Origin of the sequence: Pseudomonas sp. PS1(2021), from assembly GCF_020405165.1 — a bacterium.
GTDB classification, from domain to species: Bacteria; Pseudomonadota; Gammaproteobacteria; order Pseudomonadales; family Pseudomonadaceae; genus Pseudomonas; species Pseudomonas aeruginosa.
This window is the reverse complement of record NZ_CP084484.1, coordinates 3,050,940-3,074,422: the sequence shown is the minus strand read 5'-3', so window position 1 is coordinate 3,074,422 and position 23,483 is coordinate 3,050,940. Positions and strand designations below refer to the sequence as shown.

Here is a 23,483-nt window from a genome sequence, read left to right as displayed (position 1 = left end):
ACTTGCGGCGGTTTTCGAGAGGTTAGGGGAATGAGCAAAGCCACCGCGCAAAGCGCCGAAGATCCGATCCTGCAGTGGGTCACCTTCCGCCTGGACAACGAGAGCTACGGCATCAATGTGATGCAGGTCCAGGAGGTGCTGCGCTACACCGAGATCGCCCCGGTGCCGGGCGCGCCGAGCTACGTGCTGGGCATCATCAACCTGCGCGGTAACGTGGTCACGGTGATCGACACCCGCCAGCGCTTCGGCCTGGACCCTGCGCCGGTCAGCGACAACACGCGGATCGTCATTATCGAGGCGGACAAGCAGGTGGTCGGCATCCTGGTCGACAGCGTCGCCGAGGTGGTCTACCTGAAGCAGTCGGAAATCGAGACCGCGCCGAACGTCGGCAACGAAGAGTCGGCCAAGTTCATCCAGGGTGTCTGCAACAAGAACGGCGAGCTGCTGATCCTGGTCGAGCTGGACAAGATGATGACCGAGGAAGAATGGTCGGAGCTGGGCAGCATCTGATGCGTTCTACCGACACGAGGGCCTGCTGAGATGGAGGTCGTCGCGCTGGCACTGGCGCTCGCCGCCTGCCTCGGCCTGGCGGCGGCGTGCCTGTGGCTGCGCCGTGAATTGCGCCGCCTGCAAGCTGCGCTGGCGCAGCAGGCGGAGGAGGGCGCCGCGCGCGAGCGCCGGCTCAAGGAGCTGAGCAAGCGCATCGAGTCCTACCAGCAGGTCAACGTGCGCATGGGCGAGGCCTTGCAGGACCTCGGCAAGCAACTCGCGCCGCTTCCCGACCGGGTCGCGCGCCTGGAGCAGCGCGATCCGACCACGCTGTCGTTCAGCCAGGCCGCACGCCTGGTCGGGCTCGGCGCCAGCGCCGAAGACCTGACCCAGGCCTGCGGTCTGTCGCAGGCCGAGGCCGAGCTGGTGGCGCGCCTGCACGAAGCCAAGGGCAAGTGACGGTCGCCGGCCCGGCGCTGGCGCTTTTCAGGCGAGCAGGCGGCTCGCCACTTCTGCCAGTGTCACCTCTCCCCTGAACTCCCCGCAGCTCTGCGCCGGCAGGCGATCCTCGATGGCATGGGCGAAGCGCACCGCCGGGTCCTGCTCCAGCTTCTCCAGGTGTCGATGCAGGCGCGGAAAGTCGTGTTGCAGGTCGAAGTAGCCCAGCTCCCGTCCCCAGCGAGCGGTACCCGCGAGGTAGGCGTCGGCCACGCTCGGCCCTTCGCCGGCCAGCCACTTGCGGTCGCCGAGCAGCTTGTCGATCCGGCCATAGGCTCGCGCCGCGCGCGTCAGCGCCCTTGCCGTCGTGGTTGCGTCGGCGTCCTCCAGATAGAACAGGGCTCCCCAGGCCGAATGGCATTCGGTATGCAGGAGGGCGAGGGCGAAGTTCAGTTCGTCGAACTCGGCGCTGCCCTGCGGATAACCGAGCTTCCTGCACAGGTCGCGCGCCGCCAGGTGCTGGAGAATGGCCAGGCTTTCGCTGAGCGCGCGGCCGTCCTCCAGGAGCAGGGTGGGCGTCTGGCGAGCCGGGTTCAGGCGCACGTAGGTGCGCTCGCCGGTCTCCAGCGGCATCTCGATCCGACACAGGCGATAGGGGCGGCCAAGCCACTCGAGGGCCACGATCGAGCCGAAGGAACAGCCGTGGGGTACGCCATAAAACAGTACAGGTTCCATTTTCCATCTCCGTTCAGGTAACGCACGTTGCGCATCGCAACTGGGCTGAACGCAGGGTAGGGGTGATATAGGCTATATTCGGTCCTGATTTTTTCCGGTGGATCGAAAAATGTCCAAGCCCACGGTGCGCGTGCTCGCCCTGCTCGAACTGCTGCAGAGCAACGGCCAGCTCAGCGGTAGCGAGCTGGCCAGGCGCCTGGAGGTGGATGGACGGACGCTGCGTCGCTATATCGTCGCCCTCGAGGAGCTGGGCATACCCATCTCGGCGGAGCGCGGACGCCATGGCGGTTACCGCCTGGTGGCCGGTTTCAAGCTCCCGCCGCTGATGTTCAGCGCGGAGGAAACCCTGGCCGTGTCCCTCGGCCTGCTGGCGGTGCGCAGTCTCGGCCTGGGCGAAAGCGAGCTGGCCCTGGAAAGTGCGCAGGCCAAGCTGAGCAGGGTGATGCCCGTTGCGCTGCGGCGGCGCCTCGTGGCGCTCCGCGAGACCGCCAGCCTGGACCTGGCCCGCGCCCGGGCGGGAACCAGTGTGGCGGCGCTGGCGACCCTCGCCGAAGCCGCCCAGGTCCGTGCGCGGGTCGAGTTCCGCTATCGCGACCCGCAGGGCGCCGAAACCCTCCGCCAACTCGATCCCTACGGCCTGGTCTATCGCAACGGCTGCTGGTACGTCAGCGGTTTCTGCCACCTGCGCCAGGCGTTGCGCTCGTTCCGTCTCGATCGCCTGGACGCGCCGCGCATGCTGGCGGAGCGCTTCGAGCGACCGGCGGATTTCGATACCCTCCGCCACCTGCGGGAGAGCTTCGCCCGGATGCCGCGCGCCTACCCGGTGGAAATCCTGATGCGGGCTGCGAGGGAGCAGGTGGTCGCGGTGCTCGGCGAGCCCCTCGGTCTGCTCGCCGAGGTCGATGGCGGTACGCTGTTGCGCGCCAGCACCGACGACCTGGACTGGTTCGCCCGGCGCCTGTGCGGCCTGCCGTTCGACTTCGAGGTCAGGCAGCCGCTGGAGTTGCGCGAGCCGTTGAGGCGCCAGGCCGAGCGTGTCCTGCGTAACCTGGGCCAGGAGGAAGCTTCGGATCACAGGTAGGCATTTAGAGGAAAAGTCCTATTAATTGCGCGGCTGCCGCTTTCTAGAATCGGTCCTGGTCAACCCGCACGTTTCCAGGAGGCCACAAGGATGCCTGCAATACCCCTGCGCGCCATGGTGCTGTGCGCCAACCCCGGCCGTCTGCTCAGGTATGGAGCGCTGTTCAACCGCTGCGGCTACTTCCACTTGAGCCTGTGCCTGGACCGACGGGAGCTGCGGCGCTCCCTGGACCAGGGTTACCCGTACGACTATTGCCTCTACGACGGATTCCGCCTGGACCAGGGCTGCAAGGGCACGCTGGCGATGCTGGGACGCAGCGGCAGCATCCGGCGCTTCCTGCTGGTGGGCGAACTCGATTGCCGCGAGAAGCGCCTGTTGTTCGAGTGGAGCAGAGGCCATGGCCTGAGCATCGGCGCGGTGTCCGACCGGCCTTTGGGCCAGGTCGCCCTGGCCGCGTTGATCAAGCGTGATCGCGGCTGCCCCGACCTCCTGCGCGGCATCGCCTGAGGCGGCTTCCGGGAAGATGAGGTAAGGTCGTTTTCCAACCTTCCATGGCGAGACAGCGCATGACCGTCCAGGCCGACATCCTCAAGGCGATCGAAGGCATCGAGCATGGCTTCCAGCAAGCCGGCCAGGCACTCTCCGAGCGGATATTCCATTGCCGGCAGGTGCATGGCGCCGAGATCGTCGACGCGCGCTCGTTGTCGGAATCGGGACGGCATGCCGCCGACGGCGTTTTCAGCGAAGGGCCGCTGGCGGTCGCGGTGGTCACCGCGGACTGCCTGCCGATTCTCATGAGCAGTCGCGACGGTCGGGTGGTGGCCGCCCTGCATGGCGGCTGGCAGGGGCTCGTCGCCGGTATCGTCGGCGCGGCGGTGGCGCGCTTCAATGCGCGCGGCGTCGCCAGCGCGGACATCCGGGTCGCCATCGGTCCCGGGATCAAAGCCTGCTGCTACGAGGTGAGTGCCGGGTTCATCGAGGCGTTGCAGGTCGGCCACGGCCGCCTCTGGGAAGGCGCGGCGCCTCCCTGGAGCCAGCGTCGTCCGCTCCCCGAGCGGCCGCCCCGGTTCGCTCCGCCCGAGCCAAGGCAGGCGGAGCAGGGCGCCTGGCTGGACCTGGTGGCCTTCTGTCGCCAGTTGTTCCAGGCCGCCGGCGTCGGGCCGGCGCAGATCGAAGCCAGCGCCGTCTGCACCTACTGTTCCGGCGATGCGTTCGCCAGTCATCGCCGACGCCAGCGCCTGGGCGAGGAGAAGCGTCAGCAGTACGCCTGGATCGCGCGCAAGCCGTGACCGCGTATCGGTATTGTCCGGAAATCCTGGATAGTCATGACGGTTGTCTGCTGTTTATCCGCCAATACCCGGCTTCTAGACTTTCCCTGTCGATGCGTGGCTGTCGCCACGCTCATTCCAGGAGAGTCCCAGCATGCCTGACATCACCCAAGCCGCCATCGTCACCGGCGCCTCCCGCGGCATCGGTCGCGCCATTGCCCGGCGGTTGGCCGCCGACGGTTTCGCGGTCGCGGTCAACTATGCCGGCAACCAGACCATGGCCGACGAGGTCGTGGCCGAAATCGTCGCCGCCGGCGGCACGGCCATCGCCGTACAGGGCGACGTGGCCAGCCCGGAGGACATGGACAAGCTGTTCGAAGCCACCAGGGGCGCCTTCGGCCGCATCGACGTGGTGGTCAACAGCGCCGGCACGATGCCCTACCTGAAGATCGCCGACGGCGACCTGGAGGGCTTCGACCGGGTGATCCGCACCAACCTGCGCGGCGCCTTCATCGTGCTCGGCCTGGCTGCCCGGCATGTCGAGCGCGGCGGACGGATCATCGCCCTGTCCACCAGCGTGATCGCCCGGGCGCTGCCCAGCTACGGTCCGTACATCGCGTCCAAGTCCGGGGTCGAGGGGCTGGTGCACGTGCTGGCCAACGAGTTGCGCGGCCAGGACATCAGGGTCAACGCGGTGGCGCCCGGCCCGGTGGCCACCGAGCTGTTCTTCAACGGCAAGAGCGCCGAACAGATCGACCAGATCGCCAGGCTGGCGCCGCTGGAGCGTCTCGGCGAGCCGGACGAGATCGCCGCGGCGGTGTCCTTCCTCGCCGGGCCGGACGGGGCCTGGGTCAATTCCCAGGTGCTGCGGGTCAACGGCGGTTTCGCCTGAGCCGTGTGGGCGGGGCACGAAGAAGCCGGCGCGAAGGCCGGCTTTTTCGTGGTCGCCACTGGCGGTCAGCGGTCGTTCTTGGTCGAGGAGCCGATGGCGTTGCTCAAGCCCTTGCTGTTGTGATCGCCGGGGGTGGTGGCGGAGATCGCGCTGGCCTGCGACAGCCCGCGGCTGTCGCGGGAGCTGGCGATGCCGGAGGTGGCTGAACCATGGCCTTTGCTGGAGTGGCCGCCGAGGTTGCCGCCATGGCTGCCGCCCTTGCCGCCGCCATGACCGCCGCCATGACCGCCACCGTTGCCGCCGCCATTTCCGCCCTTGGCATAGGCGGAGCCGACAGGAGAAAGCTCGCCAGGCAGCAGGGTGCTGCCCGCGAACAGCAGGCCGAGAGCAGCTACGGCGAACAGGGTATGTTTTTTCATTTGAGGGATGCCTCCGCAGGCATGTGGTGTGCCGTCTAAAGACCGTTGCGCGAACGACAGGTTCTGTGGAAAGCGACGGATGGCGGGCCCTGCCGGTGGTTCCTCCTTCAGCGGTTGCGCCAGTGTTCGGCGAGCAATCCGTAGAGCGCCGAGTCGGAGACTTCTCCGGAAACGATCCAGCGTTGTGCGAGCAGGCCCTCCTGGCGGAAGCCCAGGCGCTCCAGGCTGGCGGCCGAAGGCCGGTTGCGCGGATCGATCTCCGCCTCCAGGCGGTTCAGGTCGATTTCATCGAAAGCGAACGCCAGCAGCCTGCGCAGCGCCTCGCCCATGTAACCCCGGCCCTGGGCTGCACGTGCCAGGCAGTAGCCGAGTTCGGCGCGGCGCGAGCCTTTCTCGAAATGGAAGAGGATACAACTGCCGAGCAATTGGCCGTCTTCTCGACGCTCGATGGCCAGGTTCAGGTATTCGCCGTCGGCGAGCGCCTGGCTGTCCCGCAGGATCGCCTCGCGGGCCTGCGCAGGGGTCGTCCACGGCGGTGTGTTCCAGTAACGCATGACTTCCGGGTCGGACATCATGGCGAACAGCGGCGCGGCGTCTTCCTCTCGGAAAGTGCGTAGCCGCAGGCGCGGGGTGTCCAACGGGTGGGGAAAGACGAAGTTCATCGGGCGCTCCTTTGCCGAGGTCGGAGGCTGCGCAGCTTAGCGCGCAGCGGCGAGGTCCTGGAGCTGATGTGCGTGCGGATGTTTCGCCGTGCGGGCTGGCTCAGTCGCCGGGACCGCCGAGTAGCAGCATCTGGTTGCCATCCGCGGCGTCCGGCGCGAATCCCTCGGGACACTTGCCTTTCAGGTGCCAGGCGAAGGCGATGATCTCGGCGATGGTGCGATACAGCGCTTCCGGAATGGCGTCGCCGAGTTCCAGGCGGGCGAGCAGGCGGACCAGCTCGGCGTTCTCGTAGATCGGTACCTCGTAGTCGCGGGCGATGGCCAGGATCGCCTCGGCCAGTTCGGCGTCGCCCTTGGCGGAAAGGGTCGGCGCGGCCTGGCCGTCGTAGCTCAGGGCGATGGCCTGGCGCGGGGCGGGTGATTGCTTTCTGTTCATGCGGTTTCGTCTACCCAGCGTTGTTCGATGGTCGCTCGCGGGCCCTGGGGCGGGCGGCCGCGTTGGCAGGTGATCTCGCCAACGGTCAGGCCGGCGTCGCGCAGGCGTTGGCGCAGGTGGCCGAGTTCATGCTCGACCAGCCGCGCGGTCGCGTCGCGCTCGGCCCAAAGCTGGCTGGACAGGCTGCCGCGTAGCAGGGTCGCCTGGGCGTGCAGCGGTCCCAGCGGCTCCAGGTCGAAGGCCAGTTCGACGCGCCAGAGGCTTTCGCGGGCCTCTTCGCCGGTCTTGCGCTGTTCTTCCTGGAACTTCACCTGCAACGGTACCACCGAGTGCTGATGGCGCATGGGCACCTCCATCTGCCAGGTCGCCAGTTGGGTGCCATCCGGCAGGGTGCTGGTCTGCGCCAGGCTCGACAGCTGATGGGTCTGCAGGCGGGAGATCGCCGCGGCGGCAAGGCGCAGCAGCGACTCCAGTTCCATGTCCTCGTCGAACAGTTGGAGAACCTTGCTCGGCAGGGGAAAGTTCAGTGCCTGGGTCTTGTTGGCGCTCTGTCCCAGGTTGCCCAGGGCGTTGCGGACAAAGGCCGGCAGCGCCTGGGCCAGGTTCGCCGTGTTGCCGGCGAACATGCCCGGCGCCTGGGCGCCGGTCGGCGGCAGCGGCGACAGCTGGGCGAACAGGCGCAACAGGTTGGCCTTCAGGTCCTGGCCGAGATGATCGGTGGCGCCCTGCATCAGGCGCGCCTCGAGGAACAGGCCGCTCTGCTGCAGGGCCTGGCCGAGCAGCTTGGAATCGCCCATCTTCTGCGCCTCCGGCAGGCCGGCGAAGAGGCGCTCCACGGCCTGGCGCAGGCTGTCCGGCAGGTCGTTGCGGCCGTTCAGCCCCTGCAGGGCGGCGAACAGGCCTTCCAGGGAAGCCTGGCGGGCGCTCTGCCCGGCCAGTTGCTGGCCCAGCGCAAGCTGGTCGAGGCGTCCGCTGAGCGGCAGGAAGTCGATCTGCTGGCTGTTTTTCACCAGCGCCGTGAGCAGGCTGCCGACCGGCAGCGCCTGGGGCGAGTCTAGGCTCAGCTTGCTGCCGGCGAGCGGCGTGTTGAGCAGGTTCAGCAGGACCCGGTAGACCACCTGCTGGGCCTTGTCCGCCGGCAGCGCGGTGCTGGACAGGACCTTGCCCTGGAGCAGGGTGCCGGGCGGCAGTTGCTCCAGGTCGAGGCTGCTCAGCGGGCCAGCGCCGGCCATGCTGTCGAGCAGGGTTGCAACCACGCTGGTGTTGCTGGTGGCGCTGACGTTGAGCAGGTTGCCCGGCACCAGCGGCCGATTGCTCTGCACTTCCACCAGGCTCTGCCCGCTGTTCGCCAGGGTCAGCTTGAGCAGGACCTGGAAATTGTTCGCCAGGCCTTCCTTGACCGCGAGCACCTCGGCCTTGCCCGACTCGCCTTCGCCCAGCAGGCCGGCCAGGGTCTGCACCAGCTTCAGGGTCATCTCGGCGTCGGCCTGGGCGTTGCCCTGCGATTGCGCCGGCGGCAGCGGGCGTGGGGCGGAGACCGGGGGTAGTGGCGGGGAAGCGCCTATCTCGGCTGGCATGGGTAACAACCTGTCTTAAACGACCCTGCGGAGGCTGGGGAAGGGCGTGTATAATGCCGCGCCTGTCAAACAGGCTGGCCGCGTCGTCACCAGTATAGCGGCCGTGTTTATCCCGACTTTAGGGTCTGTTCCGTGAAGGCCTCCGGCGCCGCGACGAGGAGAGACGCTTGGCGATGTTGTTCGATGTCCGATCCTGCTGAAGTCCCCACAGCCAGCCCCTTGCTGGAAACCGTCGGGCTCGCCTGCGAGCGCGATTGGCGCATGCTGTTCGAGCGCCTCGACCTGCGCCTGGCCGCCGGCGAGATGTTGCAGGTGGTGGGTCCCAACGGCAGCGGCAAGACCAGCCTGCTGCGCCTGCTGTCCGGACTGATGCAGCCGACCGCCGGGGAAGTCCGCCTGAACGGCCGGCCGCTCGCCGAACAGCGCGGCGAACTGGCCCGCAGCCTGCTGTGGATCGGCCACGCCGCGGGAATCAAGGGCCTGCTCAGCGCCGAGGAGAACCTCACCTGGCTCTGCGCGCTGCACCAGCCGGCCAGCCGCGAGGTGATCTGGCAGGCCCTGGCCGACGTCGGCCTGCGTGGCTTCGAGGACGTTCCCTGCCACACCCTTTCCGCCGGCCAGCAACGCCGCGTGGCGCTGGCCCGCCTGTACCTGGACGCACCGCCCTTGTGGATCCTCGATGAACCCTTCACCGCCCTCGACAAACAGGGGGTGGCGCAACTGGAAGCGCACCTGGCCGGGCATTGCCAGCGCGGCGGGATGGTAGTGCTGACCACCCACCACAGCCTGCAGCAGGTGCCCGCCGGCTACCGCGAGCTGGACCTCGGTGCGCTCAAGGCGGCCAGCGGCGCGACGGTCGAGCCGGCGCTGGGCGATCCGGCATGAGCAACGTCTTCAGCCTGCTTCTGGCGCGCGAGGCGCGCCTGCTGTTCCGCCGACCGGCGGAGCTGGCCAACCCGCTGGTGTTCTTCGCCATCGTCATCGCCCTGTTCCCCCTGGCGGTCGGGCCGGAAAGCCAATTGCTACAAACCTTGTCGCCCGGCCTGGTCTGGGTGGCGGCGCTATTGGCCGTGCTGCTCTCGCTGGAAGGGCTGTTCCGCAGCGATTTCGAGGACGGTTCTCTGGAGCAGTGGGTCCTTTCGCCGCACCCCCTGGCTCTTCTGGTGCTGGCCAAGGTGCTGGCACACTGGCTGTTTTCCGGGCTGGCCCTGGTCCTGATGTCGCCGCTGTTCGCGCTGATGCTGGGCCTGCCGGCCCGTTGCATACCGGTGCTGCTGCTTTCCCTGTTGCTCGGTACGCCGGTGCTGAGCCTGCTCGGCGCCGTCGGCGCGGCCTTGACCGTGGGCCTCAAGCGCGGCGGCCTGTTGCTGGCGCTGCTGATCCTGCCGCTGTACATCCCGGTGCTGATTCTCGGTAGCGGGGCGCTGCAGGCTTCGCTGCAGGGACTGCCCAGCAGCGGACATTTATTGTGGCTGGCGAGCCTGACGGCGCTAGCATTGACACTCACGCCATTCGCCATCGCTGCCGGCCTGAAGATCAGCGTAGGCGAGTGAGTCCGCCCGCCGAAGGCATCGGCGGGCGTGCGGTACCGGGCGGCTGTGCCGCCCACGCTTGACCCGGGCTGGCAGCGGAAGGTCTGTCCGGTATTTCCAAAGAGCCCTGTAAACAGAGCCTGATGATGAATTGGACATGGTTTCACAAGCTTGGGTCGCCCAAGTGGTTCTACGAGATCAGCGGCCGCTGGCTGCCCTGGTTCGCCGTGGCGGCGGCGCTGCTGATCGTCACCGGCTGCGTCTGGGGGCTGGCCTTCGCGCCGCCGGACTACCAGCAGGGCAATAGCTTCCGCATCATCTATATCCATGTGCCGGCGGCCTTCCTCGCCCAGTCCTGCTACGTCATGCTGGCCGTGGCCGGTGCCGTCGGGCTGATCTGGAAGATGAAGATCGCCGACGTGGCGGTGCAGTGCGCCGCTCCCATCGGCGCCTGGATGACCTTCGTCGCGCTGCTTACCGGGGCCGTATGGGGCAAGCCGACCTGGGGCGCCTGGTGGGTCTGGGACGCGCGCCTGACGGCGATGCTGATCCTGCTTTTCCTCTATTTCGGCATCATCGCCCTCGGCCAGGCGATCAGTAACCGCGACAGCGCGGCCAAGGCCTGTGCCGTACTGGCCATCGTCGGCGTGGTGAACATCCCGATCATCAAATACTCGGTGGAGTGGTGGAACACCCTGCACCAGCCGGCCACCTTCACCATCACCGAGAAACCGGCGATGCCGGTGGAGATGTGGTTGCCGTTGCTGATCATGGTCCTCGGCTTCTATTGCTTCTTCGCGGCCATGCTGCTGGTGCGCATGCGCCTGGAAGTGCTCAAGCGCGAGTCCCGCACCGCCTGGGCGAAAGCCGAGGTGAAGGCCCTGGTGGAGAAGGCACGATGAGCTTCGAATCGTTCGGCGACTTCCTCGCCATGGGCCATCACGGCCCCTACGTCTGGTCGGCCTACGGCATCAGCCTGCTGGTGCTGGCGATCAATGTCGCCGAGCCGCTGCTGGCCCGGCGCCGCTACCTGCAAGAAGAGGCGCGTCGTCTGCGCCGGGAGGCCCAGCAGTGAATCCGGTCCGCAAGAAACGTCTGATCATCGTCCTCGCCATCGTGGCGGGTGTCGGCGCCGCGGTGGGCCTGGCGCTGTCGGCCCTGCAACAGAACATCAACCTGTTCTACACCCCGACCCAGATCGCCAACGGCGAAGCGCCGACCGACACCCGCATACGCGCCGGCGGCCTGGTGGAAAAGGGTTCTCTGCAACGCAGCGAGGATTCGCTGAACGTGCGTTTCGTGGTCACCGACGGCGCCAAGGAAGTGACCATCGCCTACCATGGCATCCTTCCCGACCTGTTCCGCGAGGGGCAGGGCATCGTCGCCCTCGGCAAGCTGGGCGGCGACGGCGTGCTGGTGGCCGATGAAGTGCTGGCCAAGCACGACGAGAACTACATGCCGCCGGAAGTCACCAAGGCGCTCAAGGACAGCGGCCAACTGAAGCACTACGAGAACGGCAAGGCCGCCGGCGAGACCTCGTACAACCAGGAGGGCAAGTAGATGATCCCCGAACTCGGCCACCTGGCCCTGATCCTCGCTCTCTGCCTGGCCCTGGTGCAATCGAGCCTGCCGCTGGTCGGCGCCTGGCGCGGCGACCGCCAGTGGATGAGCCTGGCGCGCCCGGCGGCCTGGGGGCAGTTCGCCTTCCTCGCCTTCGCCTTCGGCTGCCTGACCTGGGCCTTCCTGCGCGACGACTTCTCGGTGGCCTACGTGGCCGGCAACTCCAACAGCGCGCTGCCCTGGTACTACAAGTTCAGCGCCGTCTGGGGCGCCCACGAAGGTTCGCTGCTGCTCTGGGCGCTGATCCTCGGTGGCTGGACCTTCGCCGTGTCGATCTTCTCCCGGCAACTGCCGGAGGTCATGCTGGCCCGCGTGCTGGCGGTGATGGGCATGATCAGCACCGGCTTCCTGCTGTTCCTGATCATCACCTCCAACCCGTTCAGCCGTCTGCTGCCGCAGACCCCGATGGACGGCAACGACCTCAACCCGCTGTTGCAGGACGTCGGCCTGATCGTCCACCCGCCGATGCTCTACATGGGTTACGTCGGATTCTCGGTGGCCTTCGCCTTCGCCATCGCCGCACTGCTCGGCGGCCGCCTGGACGCCGCCTGGGCGCGCTGGTCGCGGCCCTGGACCCTGGTAGCCTGGGCCTTCCTCGGTATCGGCATCGTGCTCGGCTCCTGGTGGGCCTACTACGAGCTGGGCTGGGGGGGCTGGTGGTTCTGGGATCCGGTGGAAAACGCCTCCTTCATGCCCTGGCTGGTCGGCACTGCACTGATCCACTCGCTGGCGGTGACCGAGAAGCGCGGCGTGTTCAAGAGCTGGACCGTGCTTCTGGCGATCGCCGCTTTCTCCCTGAGCCTGCTGGGCACCTTCCTGGTCCGCTCCGGCGTGCTCACCTCGGTGCACGCCTTCGCCTCCGACCCGGAGCGCGGGGTGTTCATCCTCGCCTTCCTGCTGCTGGTGGTCGGCGGCTCGCTGACCCTGTTCGCCCTGCGCGCGCCGGTGGTCAAGAGCCAGGTCGGCTTCGCCCTGTGGTCGCGCGAGACCCTGCTGCTGCTGAACAACCTGGTGCTGGTGGTGGCGGCCTCGATGATCCTCCTCGGGACCCTCTACCCGCTGCTGCTCGATGCCCTCAGCGGCGCCAAGCTGTCGGTCGGCCCGCCGTACTTCAACGCCATGTTCCTGCCGCTGATGGCGGCGCTGATGGCGGCCCTGGCGGTCGGCGTGCTGGTGCGCTGGAAGGACACCCCGAGCCGCTGGCTGCTCGGCATGCTGACCCCGGTGCTGGTGGCCAGCGCGGTCCTGGCGGCGGCCGGTTCGATGTACTTCGGCGATTTCAACTGGGCGGTGCTGGCGGTGTTCCTGCTGTCCGCCTGGGTGGGCCTGGCCGGTTTCCGCGACTTCCTCGACAAGACCCGGCACAAGGGCGTGCTGGCCGGCGCCCGCAGCCTGACCCGCAGCTACTGGGGCATGCAACTGGCGCACCTGGGCATCGCCGTGTGCGCCATCGGCATCGTCCTCAGCAGCCAGTACAGCGCCCAGCGTGACCTGCGCATGTCGCCCGGCGACACCGTCGAACTGGGCGGCTACCACTTCCTCTTCGACGGCGCGAAGCACCACGAAGGGCCGAACTACACCTCGGACAAGGGCAGCATCCACGTCAGCCGCGACGGCAAGGAGATCGCCACCCTGCATCCGGAGAAGCGCCTGTACACCGTGCAGAGTTCGATGATGACCGAGGCAGGGATCGATGCCGGCTTTACCCGCGACCTTTACGTGGCGCTCGGCGAGCCGCTGGAGAACGGTGCCTGGGCGGTGCGCGTGCACGTCAAGCCGTTCGTCCGCTGGATCTGGTTCGGTGGCCTGCTGATGGGCCTCGGCGGCGCCCTGGCGGCGCTCGACCGGCGCTACCGGGTGAAGGTGAAAACACGTGTGCGCGAGGCCCTGGGCCTCGCCGGTCAGGGAGCCTGAGTCTTGAAACGAGCGATTCTGCTGCTGCCGCTGGGGATCTTCCTGATCGTCGCGGTGTTCCTCTTCCGCGGCCTCTGGCTGGACCCCAGCGAGCTGCCCTCGGCGCTGATCGGCAAGCCGTTCCCGGCCTTCGACCTGCCCAGCGTGCAGGACCCGGCCCGGCGCCTGACCGAGGCCGACCTCAAGGGCAAGCCGGCGCTGGTCAACGTCTGGGGCACCTGGTGCCCGTCGTGCCGGGTCGAGCACCCGGAACTGACCCGACTGGCCGAGCAGGGCGTGGTGATCTACGGGATCAACTACAAGGACGACAACGCCGCCGCCATCAAGTGGCTGAACGAGCTGCACAATCCCTACCTGCTGAGCATCAGCGACGCCGACGGCACCCTGGGCCTGGACCTGGGCGTGTACGGTGCGCCGGAAACCTACCTGATCGACAAACAGGGCATCATCCGCCACAAGATCGTCGGGGTGGTCGACCAGAAAGTCTGGCGCGAGCAACTGGCGCCGCTGTACCAGCAACTGCTGGACGAGCCGGAGGCCCGATGAAGCGTTTCCTCGCCACCGCGCTGCTCGGTCTCGCCCTCTGCGGCGTGGCCCGGGCCGCCATCGACACCTACGAGTTCGCCAGCGACGCCGAGCGCGAGCGCTTCCGCAACCTGACCCAGGAACTGCGCTGCCCGAAGTGCCAGAACCAGGACATCGCCGACTCCAACGCACCGATCGCCGCCGACCTGCGCAAGCAGATCTACGGCCAGTTGCAGCAGGGCAAGAGCGACGGCGAGATCGTCGACTACATGGTTGCCCGCTACGGTGATTTCGTTCGCTACAAGCCGCCGGTCAACGAGCGTACCTGGCTGCTCTGGTTCGGTCCGGGCGCCTTGCTGCTGTTCGGCGTGCTGGTGATCGGCGTGATCGTCCTGCGCCGCCGGCGCACCGCTGCCAAGGTGCAAACCACCCTGTCCGCCGAGGAGCAAGCGCGCCTCGCCAACCTGTTGAAGAACGACAAATGATCGATTTCTGGCTCGCTGCCGGCCTGCTGCTGCTGGCGGCCCTGGCATTCCTGCTGATTCCGCTGCTGCGTGGCCGTCGCGCCCAGGCCGAGGAAGACCGTACCGCCCTGAACGTCGCGCTTTATCAGGAGCGGATCGCCGAGCTGGCCGGCCAGCAGGCCGCCGGCACGCTGACCGCCGAGCAACTGGAGAATGGCCGCGCCGAGGCTGCCCGCGAACTGCTCGCCGACACCGAGGGCAGCGGCGAAGAGCGTAGCTCGCGCCTGGGCCGGGCGGTCCCGCTGGTCGCGGCGCTGCTGGTGCCGTTGGTCGCGCTCGGCCTGTACCTGCATTGGGGCGCCAGCGACAAGGTCGAGCTGGCCCGCGAATTCGCCCAGGCGCCGCACTCCATGGAAGAGATGACTGCGCGCCTGGAGCGCGCGGTACAGGCTCAGCCGGATTCCGCCCAGGGCTGGTACTTCCTCGGTCGCACCTACATGACCCAGGAACGCGGCGCCGATGCAGCGCGGGCCTTCGAACGCGCCGCCGAACTCAGCGGGCGGCAGCCGGAAGTGCTCGGCCAGTGGGCGCAGGCACTGTATTTCTCCGGTGGCAAGAAAATGACCGCGCAGATCAAGGCCCTGGCCGACGAGGCGCTGAAGGGCGACCCGGCCGAAGTGACCACCCTTGGCCTGCTCGGCATCGCCGCCTTCGAAGAGCAGCGCTACGCCGACGCCATCGGCTTCTGGGAGCGCCTGGTGTCGGTGTTGCCGAACGAGGACCCGGCACGCTCGGCGATCCAGGGCGGCATCCAGCGCGCCCGCGAGCGCATGACCGAGGCCGGGCAGACTCCGCCGGCGCCGGCCGCGCCCGCTGCCGCCGGGGTGACCCTGACGGTGAAGGTGGATATCAGCGACGCGGTGAAGGGCCAGGTCAAGGCCGACGACAGCGTGTTCGTCTTCGCCCGCGCCGTCGGCGGCCCGCCGATGCCGTTGGCAGTGAAGCGCCTGACCGTCGCCGACCTGCCGGCCGAGGTCAGCCTGAGCGATGCCGACGCCATGATGCCGCAGCTCAAGCTCAGCGGTTTCCCGCAGGTCGAGCTGGTGGCACGGGTATCCCGCGCCGGCAACGCCATCTCCGGCGAGTGGATCGGACGCGGCAAACCGTTGTCTACTGCCCAGTCGTCGGCGCAAGCGCTGACCATCGACGGCCCGGACCAGCCCCAGGCGGCCCGGCCATAACGACAATCGGTTGGGGAGGTGCGGCGGTGAAGGCGAAGTATCTGGGTCTGGCGATTCTCCTGGGCGGTCTCGGCGGGTGCGTGGTGCATCCGCCGCAGACCAGCGAACCGCCGGCCTCGCTGCCGCCGCAGAGCCAGCCGCAGCCCGGTCCGTCCAGCGCGCCCGGCGCCACCCCGCCGCGCATCACCCCGCAACCGCAGACTCCGGCGCAGCCCAGCCGCTCGCGTCCGCAGTTCGCCCCGCCGCCAGGCGGCAAGGGCGTCTGGGACGGCAGCCTGGGGGTCTACGTGATCCGTGGCGAGCGCGATCTCTACTACCGCCAGCGCACCTACTACCGGTGGGACGGCGGCTGGTTCTGGTCCACCAGCCCGCAGGGTCCATGGACCGAGACCGACGCTCGCGGCATCCCGCCCGGTCTCAGCCGGCGCTACGCCAATCCATGATCCCTAGGGGTTCTCCGGGTCGTGCCCGAGCGACTGGATGAACAGCGAGAACAGCTCCGGTTGCGAGGAAATGTCCAGCTTGGCGTACAGGTGGCGCCGATGGACCTTGATCGTCTCCGGCGAGATCGCCAGGCGCTCGGCCATGGCCTTCGACGAGTAGCCGCGAAGGATCAGGCGGGCGATCTCCAGTTCCCGTTCCGATAGCACGCTGGCGCCGAAGTGGCTGAGGGCGTCGCGTATCTGCGTGGCCATCTCTTCCTGCGGTGCAGCCGGCAACAGGCGCTGGCTGCGTTGCTGCCAGTGCTGCTGCATCAGCGCCAGGACCCAGCTCGAGAGCAAGCCGAGCATCCCGCATTCCTCGTCGGCGAACATCCTCTGCATGCCCAGCGACAGCGACAGCGCGCCCTGGCCGGGCACCTGTAGGATGAACTGCACCTCGTCCTCCAGAACGTTGTCGTGGAAGTAGCTGAGGTAGTACTCACTCTGCCGGAAATGGTCCGGGGCGATCTCCTCGAGGCGGTACAGGCCGCTGGCCAGGCCTTCCCGGCAAGCCTGGTAGAAGGGGTCGAGCAGGTACAGCCCGTTCAGGTAGGCGAGCATCGAGGCCGGCCCGGCGTGCGGTTCGGCGTCGTATTCCTCCAGGGCCACCGGCACGCCGTTGGCGGGGTAGAAGATCGCCAGGGCGTTGTCGAACGGCAGGTGCTGGCGCAGCAGCAGGATCAATTGCTTCCAGAAACGGTTGCCGCCGATCTGTTCGATGGCGCGGCCCAGGCTGGCGTGCATGCCGATGTCCCGGAACAGGGTGTGCATCCGTATTCGCTCCACGGTGGGTTTTCGCAGGCTCCGGTTTGCGGCTTTTCCACCCGCCGCGTCAAGGGGCGTAACCCCAAAGGGTGATTGGCCCGTCGGTTCCGCGCTCCTAGAGTCGGCGCATAACCAGCGCCCCGGCAAGGGGCCGCCGCGAGTCTCCGTTACTGCCTCAACTTCAATAACAATCAGAGGACAACGACATGAGCTCTTCCCCCGCGCCCGAAAGTGCGCTGAAACCCACGCTGGGCGTGTTCGACGTGGTCGCCATCACCGTTTCCGCAGTCACTCCCGCCAGTTCCGTCTTCGTCATCGCCCCCTTCGCCATCCAGCAGGCCGGCACCGGCGCTTTCTGGGCCTTCGCCCTGGCCGGGGTGCTGGCGCTGATGTTCGCCTGGTGCTATGCCGAGCTGGGCAGGGCGCACAGCACCGCCGGCGGCGAGTATGTCTACGCCAAGCGGGTGTTCGGCGGCTTGGCCGGCTACGCCACCTTCCTCACGGTGCTGGCGATGCTGCTGTTCATCCCGCCGGTGCTCGCCACCGGCGCGGCGACTTACCTGAACGCTGCCCTCGGCACCCACTTCGATGCGCAGACCGTGGCCCTGGCGATCGTTGCCTTCAGCTACCTGCTGGGCATCCTCAACATCCGCGTCAACGCCTGGGTCACGGGTACCTGCCTGCTGCTGGAAGTGGCGGCGCTGCTGGTGATCGTCGGCCTCGGTTTCGGCCATGCACAGCAACCGGCGAGCGTCCTGCTGCAGCCGCAGGTAGTCGGCGACGGCGGGCTGCTGGCGATCGCACCCTGGGCATTGGTGATCGGAGCGGTCGGTACCGCGCTGTTCTCCTACAACGGTTTCGGCGGCGCGGTGCTGCTCGCCGAGGACATGAAGGACGGCGGCCACAGCGTGCATCGCGCGGTGCTCTGGTCGCTGGCGCTGGTGGTGCTGATCGAGATCGTCCCGCTCGCCGCGCTGCTGATCGGCGCGCCGTCGCTTCCGGCGATGCTCGCCAGCCCCGATCCGATCGGCTACCTGTTGAACAGCCATGGCAACGAGACGCTGTCGCGCCTGGTCAGCGCGGGAATCTTCCTCTCGGTGTTCAACGCCATCGTCGCCATCGTCATCCAGAGCGCCCGGGTGATCTTCAGCAGCGGTCGCGACGCGCTCTGGATGCCAGCGTTGAACCGTGCCTTCACCCGTATCCATCCGCGCTGGGAATCGCCCTGGCTGGCCACGCTGTTCCTCGCCATTCCCTCGGCGGCGCTGAGCTTCAGCTCCAACCTGGCCGAACTGACCTCGTTCACCGTGTTGCTGATCGTCATGGTCTACCTGATCGTCGCCCTCTGCGCGCTGTTCAGCCGGGTGCTGCGGCGCGACCGCGAGCATCCCTACCGGATGCCGCTGTGGCCGCTGCCGGCGCTGCTGGCGGTGAGCGGCGCGGGATACCTGCTGCTCAACCTGTTCCTGGCGGCCTCGGCCAGGGACGTGATGATCATTGTCGGACTGCTGGCGGTGTCGGTGATTCTCTACTGCACCTACGGCAAGCTCAGTCCGGCGTTCCAGAAGCTTTGAAACAGGAGTCCGCATGCGCGCTCGACAACTTGGCATCACCCTCGGCCTGGGCACTCCCGGCCCGTTCAACGCGATCACCGACGTTCCCGGCGTGCGCGTCGGCCACAGCACCCTGAACCAGCGGATCGACGGCAGGCAGGTTCGCACCGGCGTCACCCTGGTCCAGCCGCGCGCCGGTGCGGCGCGCCTGCAACCCTGCTTCGCCGGCTGCCATGTGCTCAACGGCAACGGCGACGCCACGGGCCTGGAGTGGATCCGCGAAGCCGGCCTGCTGACCACCCCGATCGCCATCACCAATACCCACAGCGTCGGCGCGGTGCGCGACGCGCTGATCGCCGAGGAGCGCGCCGAACTCGGCGACAGCGGGCTGTACTGGTGCATGCCGGTGGTGATGGAGACCTTCGACGGCCTGCTCAACGATATCTGGGGCCAGCATGTCGGCGCCCGCCAGGTCGGCGAGGCGCTGGCCTGCGCCGAGTCCGGACCGGTCCGCGAAGGTTCGGTGGGCGGCGGTACCGGGATGATCTGCCACGAGTTCAAGGGTGGCATCGGTAGCGCATCGCGGCGGCTTCCGGCGGAGCAGGGCGGCTGGACGGTGGGCGCGCTGGTCCAGGCCAACCACGGCCAGCGCCGCGAGCTGCGGGTCGACGGCTATCCTGTCGGCCGCCGGTTGGGCGACATCCCCTCGCCGTTCAGCGAGGAAGGCACCCCGGGCATGGGCTCCATCGTGGTGATCCTGGCCACCGATGCGCCGCTGTTGCCGCACCAGTGCCAGCGCCTGGCGCAGCGCGCCTCGATCGGCGTCGCGCGCACCGGCGGCGGTACCGAGGACTCCAGCGGCGACGTGTTCCTCGCCTTCGCCACCGGCAACCAGGACCTGCCGCCAGCCGACTATGCGCGCAAGGACCTGCCGCAGAGCACGCCGCTGCGGATGCTCAACAACGACCACATCTCGGCGCTGTTCGCCGCGGCGGCGGAGGCGGTGGAAGAAGCCATCGTCAACGTGCTGCTGGCCGGCGAGGACATGCGCACCGAGGACGGCCGGCTGGTGCCCGCGCTGAAGGGGGAGAGGCTCCTGGCGGCGCTGCGCGAGACCGGCTGGCCGGGACGCTGAAAGCGGCTCAGCGCCAGCCGCGGGTGCGCGCCACCGCTTCGCTGAAACGCACCTGCCAGCGCCGGGCGGTGCCGGCGTCGACCCGCGGCTGGAACTCCGTGCGGGTGTTGCGCGGCTCCGCCAGCTCGTAGCCGAGGCCACGCGCGGCAAGGGCGGCGCAACCGAAGGCGGTGAGTTCGTCGAAGCGCTGGGTGACGATGCGCCGTTGCAGGCTGTCGGCGAGGAACTGGGCGAAGTAGGGGCTGCGCGCCAGGCCGCCGTCGATGGACAGGCGGTCGGTGACCTTCAGGTAGCCGTCCATCGCCTGGATCACCTCGGCGCTGCGCAGCACCACGCCTTCGAGCAGGGCCTGGCAGAGGTCCTCGCGGCGGGTGCCGGCGTCCATTCCCAGCCACATCGCGCCGGCGCTGCGGTCCCAGTGCGGGCATGCGAGTCCCGACAGGGCCGGGACGAAGGCCAGGCCGCGCTCGATGGCCGGCGGCCGGTCGAAGCCGGCCAGTTCCGAGAAGTCGCTGAACAGGCCGAGACGCCCGGCCCACTCGACCGCGGCGCTGGCGTCGTAGACCCCGCCGTCCATGGCGTACACCGGTTTGCCATCGATCTGCCAGGCGATGGTGGCGAGCAGGCCTGTCTCCGGCGAGCGGATGATCCGCTCGCCGCTGAGGGTCAGGGCGAAGGCGCCGGTGCCGAAGGTGATCTTCGCATCACCGGGCTGGCGGCAGCCGTGACCGTAGAGCGAGGCCTGCTGGTCGACCACCGAGGCCGTCAGCGGGGTGTTGCCGATCACCCCGAAATGGCCGACGGTATCGCGGATTTCCGGCAGGCACTCGATCGGCACGCCGAACAGGGCGCACAGGTCGGGGTCCCAGCGGCCCTCGGCGAGGTTCATCAATGCGGTACGCGAGGCGGTGGTGACGTCGGTGGCGAAGGTTCCGCACAAGCGGTCGAGAAACCAGGCATCGCTGGTTCCCAGGCGCAGGCGGCCTGCCTTCAAAGCCCTGCGAGCGGCAGGAAGGTGCTCGACGATCCAGCCCAGCTTGCTGGCCGAGAAATAGGCGTCGAGCGGCAGGCCGCTGCGTTCCAGGACCAGAGCCTCGGCGCCGCTGGCGCGTAGACGCTCGATGTGCGGGGTGGTGCGGTTGTCCTGCCAGACGATCAGCGGCGACAACGGCTCGCCGCTGCGGGCGTCCCAGGCCATGCAGCTTTCGCCCTGGTTGGCGAGGCCGATGGCGTCGACCCGGCCGCTGGCCTCCAGGCAGCGTTGCAGGTTGGCCAGCAGTTCCAGCGGATCGTGCTCGACCCAGCCGGACTGCGGATGGTGTTGCTGGTGACGCAGCGCCAACTGAATATCGGCGCTGCCGTCCTGGCTGGCGACCAGCACGCGGGTACTGGTGGTTCCCTGGTCGAGGGCGGCGATTCGCATGGTTGGTTCTCTTCGCGGGTTCAGTGGCCGGAGGTGAGGAAAGCGACTTCCAGGCGCCGGGTGTCCGGCGGCAGGCGCAGGGCGGCCAGCGGCACCAGCAGGCGGCGCTCCGGCAGGCAGGACAGGGCACGCTCCCACACCGGGCGACCATCGGCCAGGATCCGCAGGCGGCCGCTGGCAGCCTCGCTTACGCGTAGCTGCAGATGCGCCAGGCCGGGTGTCGGGTCGGCCAGCAGCCGCTGCGGCACGCACAGCTTGAGCGGACCACTGCAATCGATGGCTATGCCAGGTGCGGCACTCGGCAGTTCGGCCCGCAGGTCGGCGGCCAGCAGGCCGGCGATCCTTCGTCCCTCGCGGAACGACCAGCCGGCGGTCTCGATCGGCCGGAGCAGGTTGCCGGCGGCGAAATAGGCGGGGTCGGAGCAGCGGCCGAACTGATCGATGCGCGGGCCGCCGCTGGCCGGGTCCAGTTCCAGGTGGCTGAGGCGGACCAGGCTCGATTCGGGAACGAAGCGTCCGCTGAGGAGGATGCCGTCGCAGGCGATCCGTTCGACGCGCCCGTCGCCCAGGCGTACCCGCGCCGCCTCGACCCGGCCGCGGCCTTCGATCTCCAGCAGCTCGCTGGAGAAGTGCATCGGTACTCCGCACAGCCTGGGAAACAACGATAGCGGCCAACGCGCAGTGGCCCGTGCGTTGCGTTCGAGCATGGCCACCGGGCGGATGCCGGCACGCCGGCAACTCATCACGGCGGACAGGCTGACCAGCTCGGTGCCGACGATCAGCGGCCGTTCGAACGGCTTCAGGCCTTGCAGATAGAGATAGGCTTGCAGCGCGCCGGTATTGATCACGCCCAGTGGCCGGTCGCCGCCCAGCAGGCGCGCCGAGCGCGGCGTCTCGCGTGCGCCGGTGGCCAGCAGCACGCGTGTCGCGCGCAGACTGCGCGGGCCTTCCGGGGTGGCCAGTTGCAGCAGGCCGGCGGCGGCGAGAGCAACCACGCTATGGCGCAGGCGGATATCCACCCCGGCCCGTTCGGCCTGTTCGACGTTACGCTGTGCATAGGCCGGGCCGGTCAACAGGCGGCCGTGTTCGCGCAGGCCGAACGGCGGATGCGCGCAATGCCGGGGTATACCGCCGGCCTCGCCGTCGCGCTCCAGCACGCAGACCCGGGCGACGCCCTGGCGGCGTAGTTCGATGGCGGCTGCCAATCCGGCGGGACCGCTGCCGACGATGGCGACGTCGACCTGTTCAGTGATGCTCATGGCAACTCCCGGTGGCGAGGGGCTGGGCGAGGCGGCCGGCGCTCAGCTCGGCGACCCGCGCGTTGCAGTAGAAACCCTGGCAGCGTCCCATGCAGGCGCGAGTGCGACGCTTCAGGCCGCCGAAGTCGCCGGCTGGCAGCGGGCCTTCCAGGGCGGCGAGGATTTCCCGGCGGGTGACCATCTCGCAGTGGCAGACGATCTCGTCGTAGCCGGGACGCTGCCAGTCGCGCGGCAGGTGTTCGGCGAGGTTCGGTACCTGTGGCCAGAGCGGCTCGCGAACCGCTTCGTGGAAGCGCTCGCCCTGGTAGAGACGATAGACGTGGCGTGCGATGCCCAGCGCCGCGGTGAGACCGGTGGAACGGATGCCGCCGACACTGATCCAGTTGCGTCCGTCGACCTGGCGGATGCGGTATTCCTTCTTTTCGCTGGCCGGTCGCAATCCTGCGTAGGTGGCGGTGACCGGCATGCCGCGCAGGCCGGGGATCCGCTCGACGGCGGCGTCGATCAGTCGCTGCAGGGTGTCGCTGTCGACCCGTGCCTGTTCGCGGTCGTCCTGTTCCTCGGCGGTGGGGCCGGCGAGCAGGTTGCCGAAGACAGTACGGGTGAATACCACCCCCTTGGTCCGCTCGTTGGGTACCGGTAGCAGGATGTGCCGCAGCAGCGCCGCGGCGGCCTTGTCGAAGACCACGAACTGGCCCTTGCGCGGATGGATGGCGAAGCTCGCCGCGCCGAGCAGGCGCTGTTCCAGTTGGTCACCGAAGAGTCCGGCGCAGTTGATTACCTGGCGCGCGCGCAGATCGCCGCGGCGGGTATGCAACAGCCATTCGCCGCCGTCGAAGGCGCCGTCCAGCACTTCGACGTCGAAACAGGCCTCGGCGCCATGGGCCAGCGCCTGTTGCAGATAGGCGAGCGGCGCGGACCAAGGGTCGACCAGATGTTCCCCGGGGACCCGCACCGCGCCGAGCACGTTGCCGGCCAACTGCGGCTCCAGCGCCAGGACCTCGTCGCGACCGACCTGGCGGACGTCATCGACACCGTTGCCGTGGGCCTGCTCGACGATAGCCGGCAGGCGCGCCAGATCCTCGTCGCTCCATGCCGCCACCAGGGCGCCGGTTTCCAGCAGCGGCAGGTTGAGGCGCGCATGGATGTCGCGGTATTCGCGATAGCCCTCCTGCATGCAGGCCAGTTCGATGCTGCCGGGCGGCGCGTCGAAACCGGTATGGAGGATCGCGCTGTTGCCCTTGCTGGCACCGGAGAGGATGTCGGTGCTTTTTTCCAGCAGGACCACCCGCGCACCTTCCAGGGCGAAGCGGCGGGCCATGGCGCAACCCACCACGCCAGCGCCGATCACTGCAACGTCGAAGATCGCGGTCTTTGTCGCAAGCGGCTCAGTCATCGTTTCTGCCTGTTTCTTTTGGTATCAGTTTGCTTTTTGACCGTAACACTGATTTTTCACACAGAATTCTATGTGAAATTTGTTGTTTTAATGTGGCAACTGAAAGAGAAACAGTCAATCGATTAATCGACGGGCAGCCACCGGCACAGCCCCGGCCTGTCTCCGGGGCTGCGCGCG

Annotated in this window: 27 protein-coding genes; 18 read left to right on the top strand and 9 right to left on the bottom strand. The window is 68.2% G+C overall.

Going from position 1 to position 23,483, the window contains the following annotated elements; genetic code table 11:
- Positions 1 to 30 precede the first annotated feature (30 nt).
- Both LE197_RS14700 and LE197_RS14695 read left to right on the top strand, forming a co-directional pair.
- On the top strand, positions 31 to 510 hold the full coding sequence (locus LE197_RS14700; protein WP_003083098.1) for a chemotaxis protein CheW: 480 nt from the start codon (positions 31 to 33) through the stop codon (positions 508 to 510).
- A 30-nt stretch (positions 511 to 540) separates the two neighbouring features.
- Entirely contained in the window at positions 541 to 948 is a 408-nt protein-coding gene (locus tag LE197_RS14695) for a DUF2802 domain-containing protein (RefSeq protein ID WP_003083101.1), read from the top strand.
- 27 nt (positions 949 to 975) lie between these two features.
- Here LE197_RS14695 and LE197_RS14690 read toward each other — a convergent pair whose 3' ends face one another.
- A complete protein-coding gene (locus LE197_RS14690) occupies positions 976 to 1,662 on the bottom strand; it encodes a glutathione S-transferase family protein (protein ID WP_003083103.1) in 687 nt (228 codons plus the stop codon).
- 109 nt (positions 1,663 to 1,771) lie between these two features.
- Between LE197_RS14690 and LE197_RS14685 the strand changes: the two genes are divergently transcribed.
- From LE197_RS14685 to LE197_RS14670, 4 genes are all read left to right on the top strand, one after another.
- Positions 1,772 to 2,743, top strand: a complete 972-nt coding sequence (locus LE197_RS14685) for a helix-turn-helix transcriptional regulator (protein WP_003106375.1) — start codon at positions 1,772 to 1,774, stop codon at positions 2,741 to 2,743.
- Between the two features lie 90 nt (positions 2,744 to 2,833).
- The gene (locus LE197_RS14680; RefSeq protein ID WP_003083108.1) at positions 2,834 to 3,250 is read left to right on the top strand and encodes a hypothetical protein; all 417 of its coding nucleotides are present in this window, start codon (positions 2,834 to 2,836) and stop codon (positions 3,248 to 3,250) included.
- 59 nt (positions 3,251 to 3,309) lie between these two features.
- Entirely contained in the window at positions 3,310 to 4,032 is a 723-nt protein-coding gene (locus LE197_RS14675) for a polyphenol oxidase family protein (protein WP_003087130.1), read from the top strand.
- Between the two features lie 133 nt (positions 4,033 to 4,165).
- Complete coding sequence (locus tag LE197_RS14670; protein ID WP_003083112.1) at positions 4,166 to 4,903, top strand: SDR family oxidoreductase; 738 nt, start codon at positions 4,166 to 4,168, stop codon at positions 4,901 to 4,903.
- Positions 4,904 to 4,968: 65 nt separating this feature from the next.
- Here the strand turns inward: LE197_RS14670 and LE197_RS14665 are convergent, their stop codons facing one another.
- The 4 genes from LE197_RS14665 to LE197_RS14650 all read right to left on the bottom strand — a co-directional run bounded on the left by LE197_RS14665 (position 4,969) and on the right by LE197_RS14650 (position 7,895).
- On the bottom strand, positions 4,969 to 5,322 hold the full coding sequence (locus tag LE197_RS14665) for a hypothetical protein (RefSeq protein WP_003083115.1): 354 nt from the start codon (positions 5,320 to 5,322) through the stop codon (positions 4,969 to 4,971).
- Between the two features lie 107 nt (positions 5,323 to 5,429).
- Positions 5,430 to 5,984, bottom strand: coding sequence for a GNAT family N-acetyltransferase (locus LE197_RS14660; RefSeq protein WP_003106372.1), 555 nt, complete (start codon positions 5,982 to 5,984; stop codon positions 5,430 to 5,432).
- A gap of 100 nt (positions 5,985 to 6,084) precedes the next feature.
- Positions 6,085 to 6,420, bottom strand: a complete 336-nt coding sequence (locus LE197_RS14655; protein WP_003083121.1) for an EscU/YscU/HrcU family type III secretion system export apparatus switch protein — start codon at positions 6,418 to 6,420, stop codon at positions 6,085 to 6,087.
- A complete protein-coding gene (locus LE197_RS14650; RefSeq protein ID WP_003083123.1) occupies positions 6,417 to 7,895 on the bottom strand; it encodes a flagellar hook-length control protein FliK in 1,479 nt (492 codons plus the stop codon). The genes LE197_RS14655 and LE197_RS14650 overlap by 4 nt, the downstream gene beginning before the upstream one ends.
- 285 nt (positions 7,896 to 8,180) lie before the next feature.
- Here LE197_RS14650 and ccmA point away from each other — a divergent pair, with 285 nt between their 5' ends.
- From ccmA to LE197_RS14600, 10 genes are all read left to right on the top strand, one after another.
- A complete protein-coding gene (gene ccmA / locus LE197_RS14645; protein WP_020750654.1) occupies positions 8,181 to 8,882 on the top strand; it encodes a cytochrome c biogenesis heme-transporting ATPase CcmA in 702 nt (233 codons plus the stop codon).
- Positions 8,879 to 9,550: a heme exporter protein CcmB gene (gene ccmB, locus LE197_RS14640; protein WP_003083130.1), complete on the top strand. Its 672-nt coding sequence runs from the start codon at positions 8,879 to 8,881 to the stop codon at positions 9,548 to 9,550. The genes ccmA and ccmB overlap by 4 nt, the downstream gene beginning before the upstream one ends.
- A gap of 122 nt (positions 9,551 to 9,672) precedes the next feature.
- Positions 9,673 to 10,431, top strand: coding sequence for a heme ABC transporter permease (locus LE197_RS14635; RefSeq protein ID WP_003083135.1), 759 nt, complete (start codon positions 9,673 to 9,675; stop codon positions 10,429 to 10,431).
- The gene (gene ccmD, locus LE197_RS14630) at positions 10,428 to 10,604 is read left to right on the top strand and encodes a heme exporter protein CcmD (protein WP_003083136.1); all 177 of its coding nucleotides are present in this window, start codon (positions 10,428 to 10,430) and stop codon (positions 10,602 to 10,604) included. Before LE197_RS14635 ends, ccmD begins: the two co-directional genes overlap by 4 nt.
- A complete protein-coding gene (ccmE, locus tag LE197_RS14625; RefSeq protein WP_003107323.1) occupies positions 10,601 to 11,089 on the top strand; it encodes a cytochrome c maturation protein CcmE in 489 nt (162 codons plus the stop codon). Before ccmD ends, ccmE begins: the two co-directional genes overlap by 4 nt.
- A complete protein-coding gene (locus tag LE197_RS14620; RefSeq protein ID WP_023109015.1) occupies positions 11,090 to 13,063 on the top strand; it encodes a heme lyase CcmF/NrfE family subunit in 1,974 nt (657 codons plus the stop codon). It abuts the gene before it with no gap.
- Positions 13,064 to 13,066: 3 nt separating this feature from the next.
- On the top strand, positions 13,067 to 13,609 hold the full coding sequence (gene dsbE, locus LE197_RS14615) for a thiol:disulfide interchange protein DsbE (RefSeq protein ID WP_003083138.1): 543 nt from the start codon (positions 13,067 to 13,069) through the stop codon (positions 13,607 to 13,609).
- Positions 13,606 to 14,073, top strand: coding sequence for a cytochrome c maturation protein CcmH (gene ccmH, locus LE197_RS14610; RefSeq protein WP_003114292.1), 468 nt, complete (start codon positions 13,606 to 13,608; stop codon positions 14,071 to 14,073). The genes dsbE and ccmH overlap by 4 nt, the downstream gene beginning before the upstream one ends.
- Positions 14,070 to 15,293, top strand: coding sequence for a c-type cytochrome biogenesis protein CcmI (gene ccmI / locus LE197_RS14605; protein WP_003083145.1), 1,224 nt, complete (start codon positions 14,070 to 14,072; stop codon positions 15,291 to 15,293). Before ccmH ends, ccmI begins: the two co-directional genes overlap by 4 nt.
- 26 nt (positions 15,294 to 15,319) lie before the next feature.
- On the top strand, positions 15,320 to 15,736 hold the full coding sequence (locus tag LE197_RS14600) for a hypothetical protein (RefSeq protein ID WP_003087156.1): 417 nt from the start codon (positions 15,320 to 15,322) through the stop codon (positions 15,734 to 15,736).
- A gap of 3 nt (positions 15,737 to 15,739) precedes the next feature.
- Here LE197_RS14600 and LE197_RS14595 read toward each other — a convergent pair whose 3' ends face one another.
- Positions 15,740 to 16,546, bottom strand: a complete 807-nt coding sequence (locus LE197_RS14595) for a helix-turn-helix transcriptional regulator (protein ID WP_003083150.1) — start codon at positions 16,544 to 16,546, stop codon at positions 15,740 to 15,742.
- A gap of 200 nt (positions 16,547 to 16,746) precedes the next feature.
- On the opposite strand from LE197_RS14595, the gene LE197_RS14590 reads away from it, so the two are divergent.
- Positions 16,747 to 18,114 (top strand): APC family permease, encoded by a 1,368-nt coding sequence (locus LE197_RS14590; RefSeq protein WP_003110692.1) that lies wholly within the window; start codon positions 16,747 to 16,749, stop codon positions 18,112 to 18,114.
- Positions 18,115 to 18,127: 13 nt separating this feature from the next.
- Positions 18,128 to 19,228, top strand: a complete 1,101-nt coding sequence (locus tag LE197_RS14585; RefSeq protein WP_023109014.1) for a P1 family peptidase — start codon at positions 18,128 to 18,130, stop codon at positions 19,226 to 19,228.
- A gap of 7 nt (positions 19,229 to 19,235) precedes the next feature.
- On the opposite strand, the gene LE197_RS14580 is transcribed toward LE197_RS14585, so the two are convergent.
- The 3 genes from LE197_RS14580 to LE197_RS14570 are packed head-to-tail and all read right to left on the bottom strand — an operon-like array spanning position 19,236 to position 23,306.
- Positions 19,236 to 20,651, bottom strand: a complete 1,416-nt coding sequence (locus tag LE197_RS14580) for a glycerol kinase (protein WP_003083163.1) — start codon at positions 20,649 to 20,651, stop codon at positions 19,236 to 19,238.
- Between the two features lie 20 nt (positions 20,652 to 20,671).
- Positions 20,672 to 21,910, bottom strand: a complete 1,239-nt coding sequence (locus LE197_RS14575; RefSeq protein WP_003114295.1) for an NAD(P)/FAD-dependent oxidoreductase — start codon at positions 21,908 to 21,910, stop codon at positions 20,672 to 20,674.
- Complete coding sequence (locus LE197_RS14570; protein WP_003159947.1) at positions 21,897 to 23,306, bottom strand: NAD(P)/FAD-dependent oxidoreductase; 1,410 nt, start codon at positions 23,304 to 23,306, stop codon at positions 21,897 to 21,899. The genes LE197_RS14575 and LE197_RS14570 overlap by 14 nt, the downstream gene beginning before the upstream one ends.
- Positions 23,307 to 23,483: the final 177 nt, after the last annotated feature.

What these genes read in the sequence shown, in the direction of transcription:
- LE197_RS14690 (WP_003083103.1), bottom strand. Translation starts at nt 1,662, where the DNA reads ATGGAACCTGTACTGTTTTATGGCGTACCCCACGGCTGTTCCTTCGGC.
- LE197_RS14680 (WP_003083108.1), top strand. Translation starts at nt 2,834, where the DNA reads ATGCCTGCAATACCCCTGCGCGCCATGGTGCTGTGCGCCAACCCCGGC.
- LE197_RS14590 (WP_003110692.1), top strand. Translation starts at nt 16,747, where the DNA reads ATGAGCTCTTCCCCCGCGCCCGAAAGTGCGCTGAAACCCACGCTGGGC.
- LE197_RS14595 (WP_003083150.1), bottom strand. Translation starts at nt 16,546, where the DNA reads ATGCACACCCTGTTCCGGGACATCGGCATGCACGCCAGCCTGGGCCGC.
- ccmB (WP_003083130.1), top strand. Translation starts at nt 8,879, where the DNA reads ATGAGCAACGTCTTCAGCCTGCTTCTGGCGCGCGAGGCGCGCCTGCTG.
- LE197_RS14660 (WP_003106372.1), bottom strand. Translation starts at nt 5,984, where the DNA reads ATGAACTTCGTCTTTCCCCACCCGTTGGACACCCCGCGCCTGCGGCTA.
- LE197_RS14650 (WP_003083123.1), bottom strand. Translation starts at nt 7,895, where the DNA reads ATGACCCTGAAGCTGGTGCAGACCCTGGCCGGCCTGCTGGGCGAAGGC.
- ccmA (WP_020750654.1), top strand. Translation starts at nt 8,181, where the DNA reads ATGTCCGATCCTGCTGAAGTCCCCACAGCCAGCCCCTTGCTGGAAACC.
- LE197_RS14585 (WP_023109014.1), top strand. Translation starts at nt 18,128, where the DNA reads ATGCGCGCTCGACAACTTGGCATCACCCTCGGCCTGGGCACTCCCGGC.
- LE197_RS14665 (WP_003083115.1), bottom strand. Translation starts at nt 5,322, where the DNA reads ATGAAAAAACATACCCTGTTCGCCGTAGCTGCTCTCGGCCTGCTGTTC.
- ccmH (WP_003114292.1), top strand. Translation starts at nt 13,606, where the DNA reads ATGAAGCGTTTCCTCGCCACCGCGCTGCTCGGTCTCGCCCTCTGCGGC.
- LE197_RS14700 (WP_003083098.1), top strand. Translation starts at nt 31, where the DNA reads ATGAGCAAAGCCACCGCGCAAAGCGCCGAAGATCCGATCCTGCAGTGG.
- LE197_RS14575 (WP_003114295.1), bottom strand. Translation starts at nt 21,910, where the DNA reads ATGAGCATCACTGAACAGGTCGACGTCGCCATCGTCGGCAGCGGTCCC.
- ccmD (WP_003083136.1), top strand. Translation starts at nt 10,428, where the DNA reads ATGAGCTTCGAATCGTTCGGCGACTTCCTCGCCATGGGCCATCACGGC.
- LE197_RS14695 (WP_003083101.1), top strand. Translation starts at nt 541, where the DNA reads ATGGAGGTCGTCGCGCTGGCACTGGCGCTCGCCGCCTGCCTCGGCCTG.
- LE197_RS14675 (WP_003087130.1), top strand. Translation starts at nt 3,310, where the DNA reads ATGACCGTCCAGGCCGACATCCTCAAGGCGATCGAAGGCATCGAGCAT.
- LE197_RS14635 (WP_003083135.1), top strand. Translation starts at nt 9,673, where the DNA reads ATGATGAATTGGACATGGTTTCACAAGCTTGGGTCGCCCAAGTGGTTC.
- LE197_RS14570 (WP_003159947.1), bottom strand. Translation starts at nt 23,306, where the DNA reads ATGACTGAGCCGCTTGCGACAAAGACCGCGATCTTCGACGTTGCAGTG.
- LE197_RS14580 (WP_003083163.1), bottom strand. Translation starts at nt 20,651, where the DNA reads ATGCGAATCGCCGCCCTCGACCAGGGAACCACCAGTACCCGCGTGCTG.
- LE197_RS14685 (WP_003106375.1), top strand. Translation starts at nt 1,772, where the DNA reads ATGTCCAAGCCCACGGTGCGCGTGCTCGCCCTGCTCGAACTGCTGCAG.
- LE197_RS14620 (WP_023109015.1), top strand. Translation starts at nt 11,090, where the DNA reads ATGATCCCCGAACTCGGCCACCTGGCCCTGATCCTCGCTCTCTGCCTG.
- LE197_RS14655 (WP_003083121.1), bottom strand. Translation starts at nt 6,420, where the DNA reads ATGAACAGAAAGCAATCACCCGCCCCGCGCCAGGCCATCGCCCTGAGC.
- ccmI (WP_003083145.1), top strand. Translation starts at nt 14,070, where the DNA reads ATGATCGATTTCTGGCTCGCTGCCGGCCTGCTGCTGCTGGCGGCCCTG.
- LE197_RS14670 (WP_003083112.1), top strand. Translation starts at nt 4,166, where the DNA reads ATGCCTGACATCACCCAAGCCGCCATCGTCACCGGCGCCTCCCGCGGC.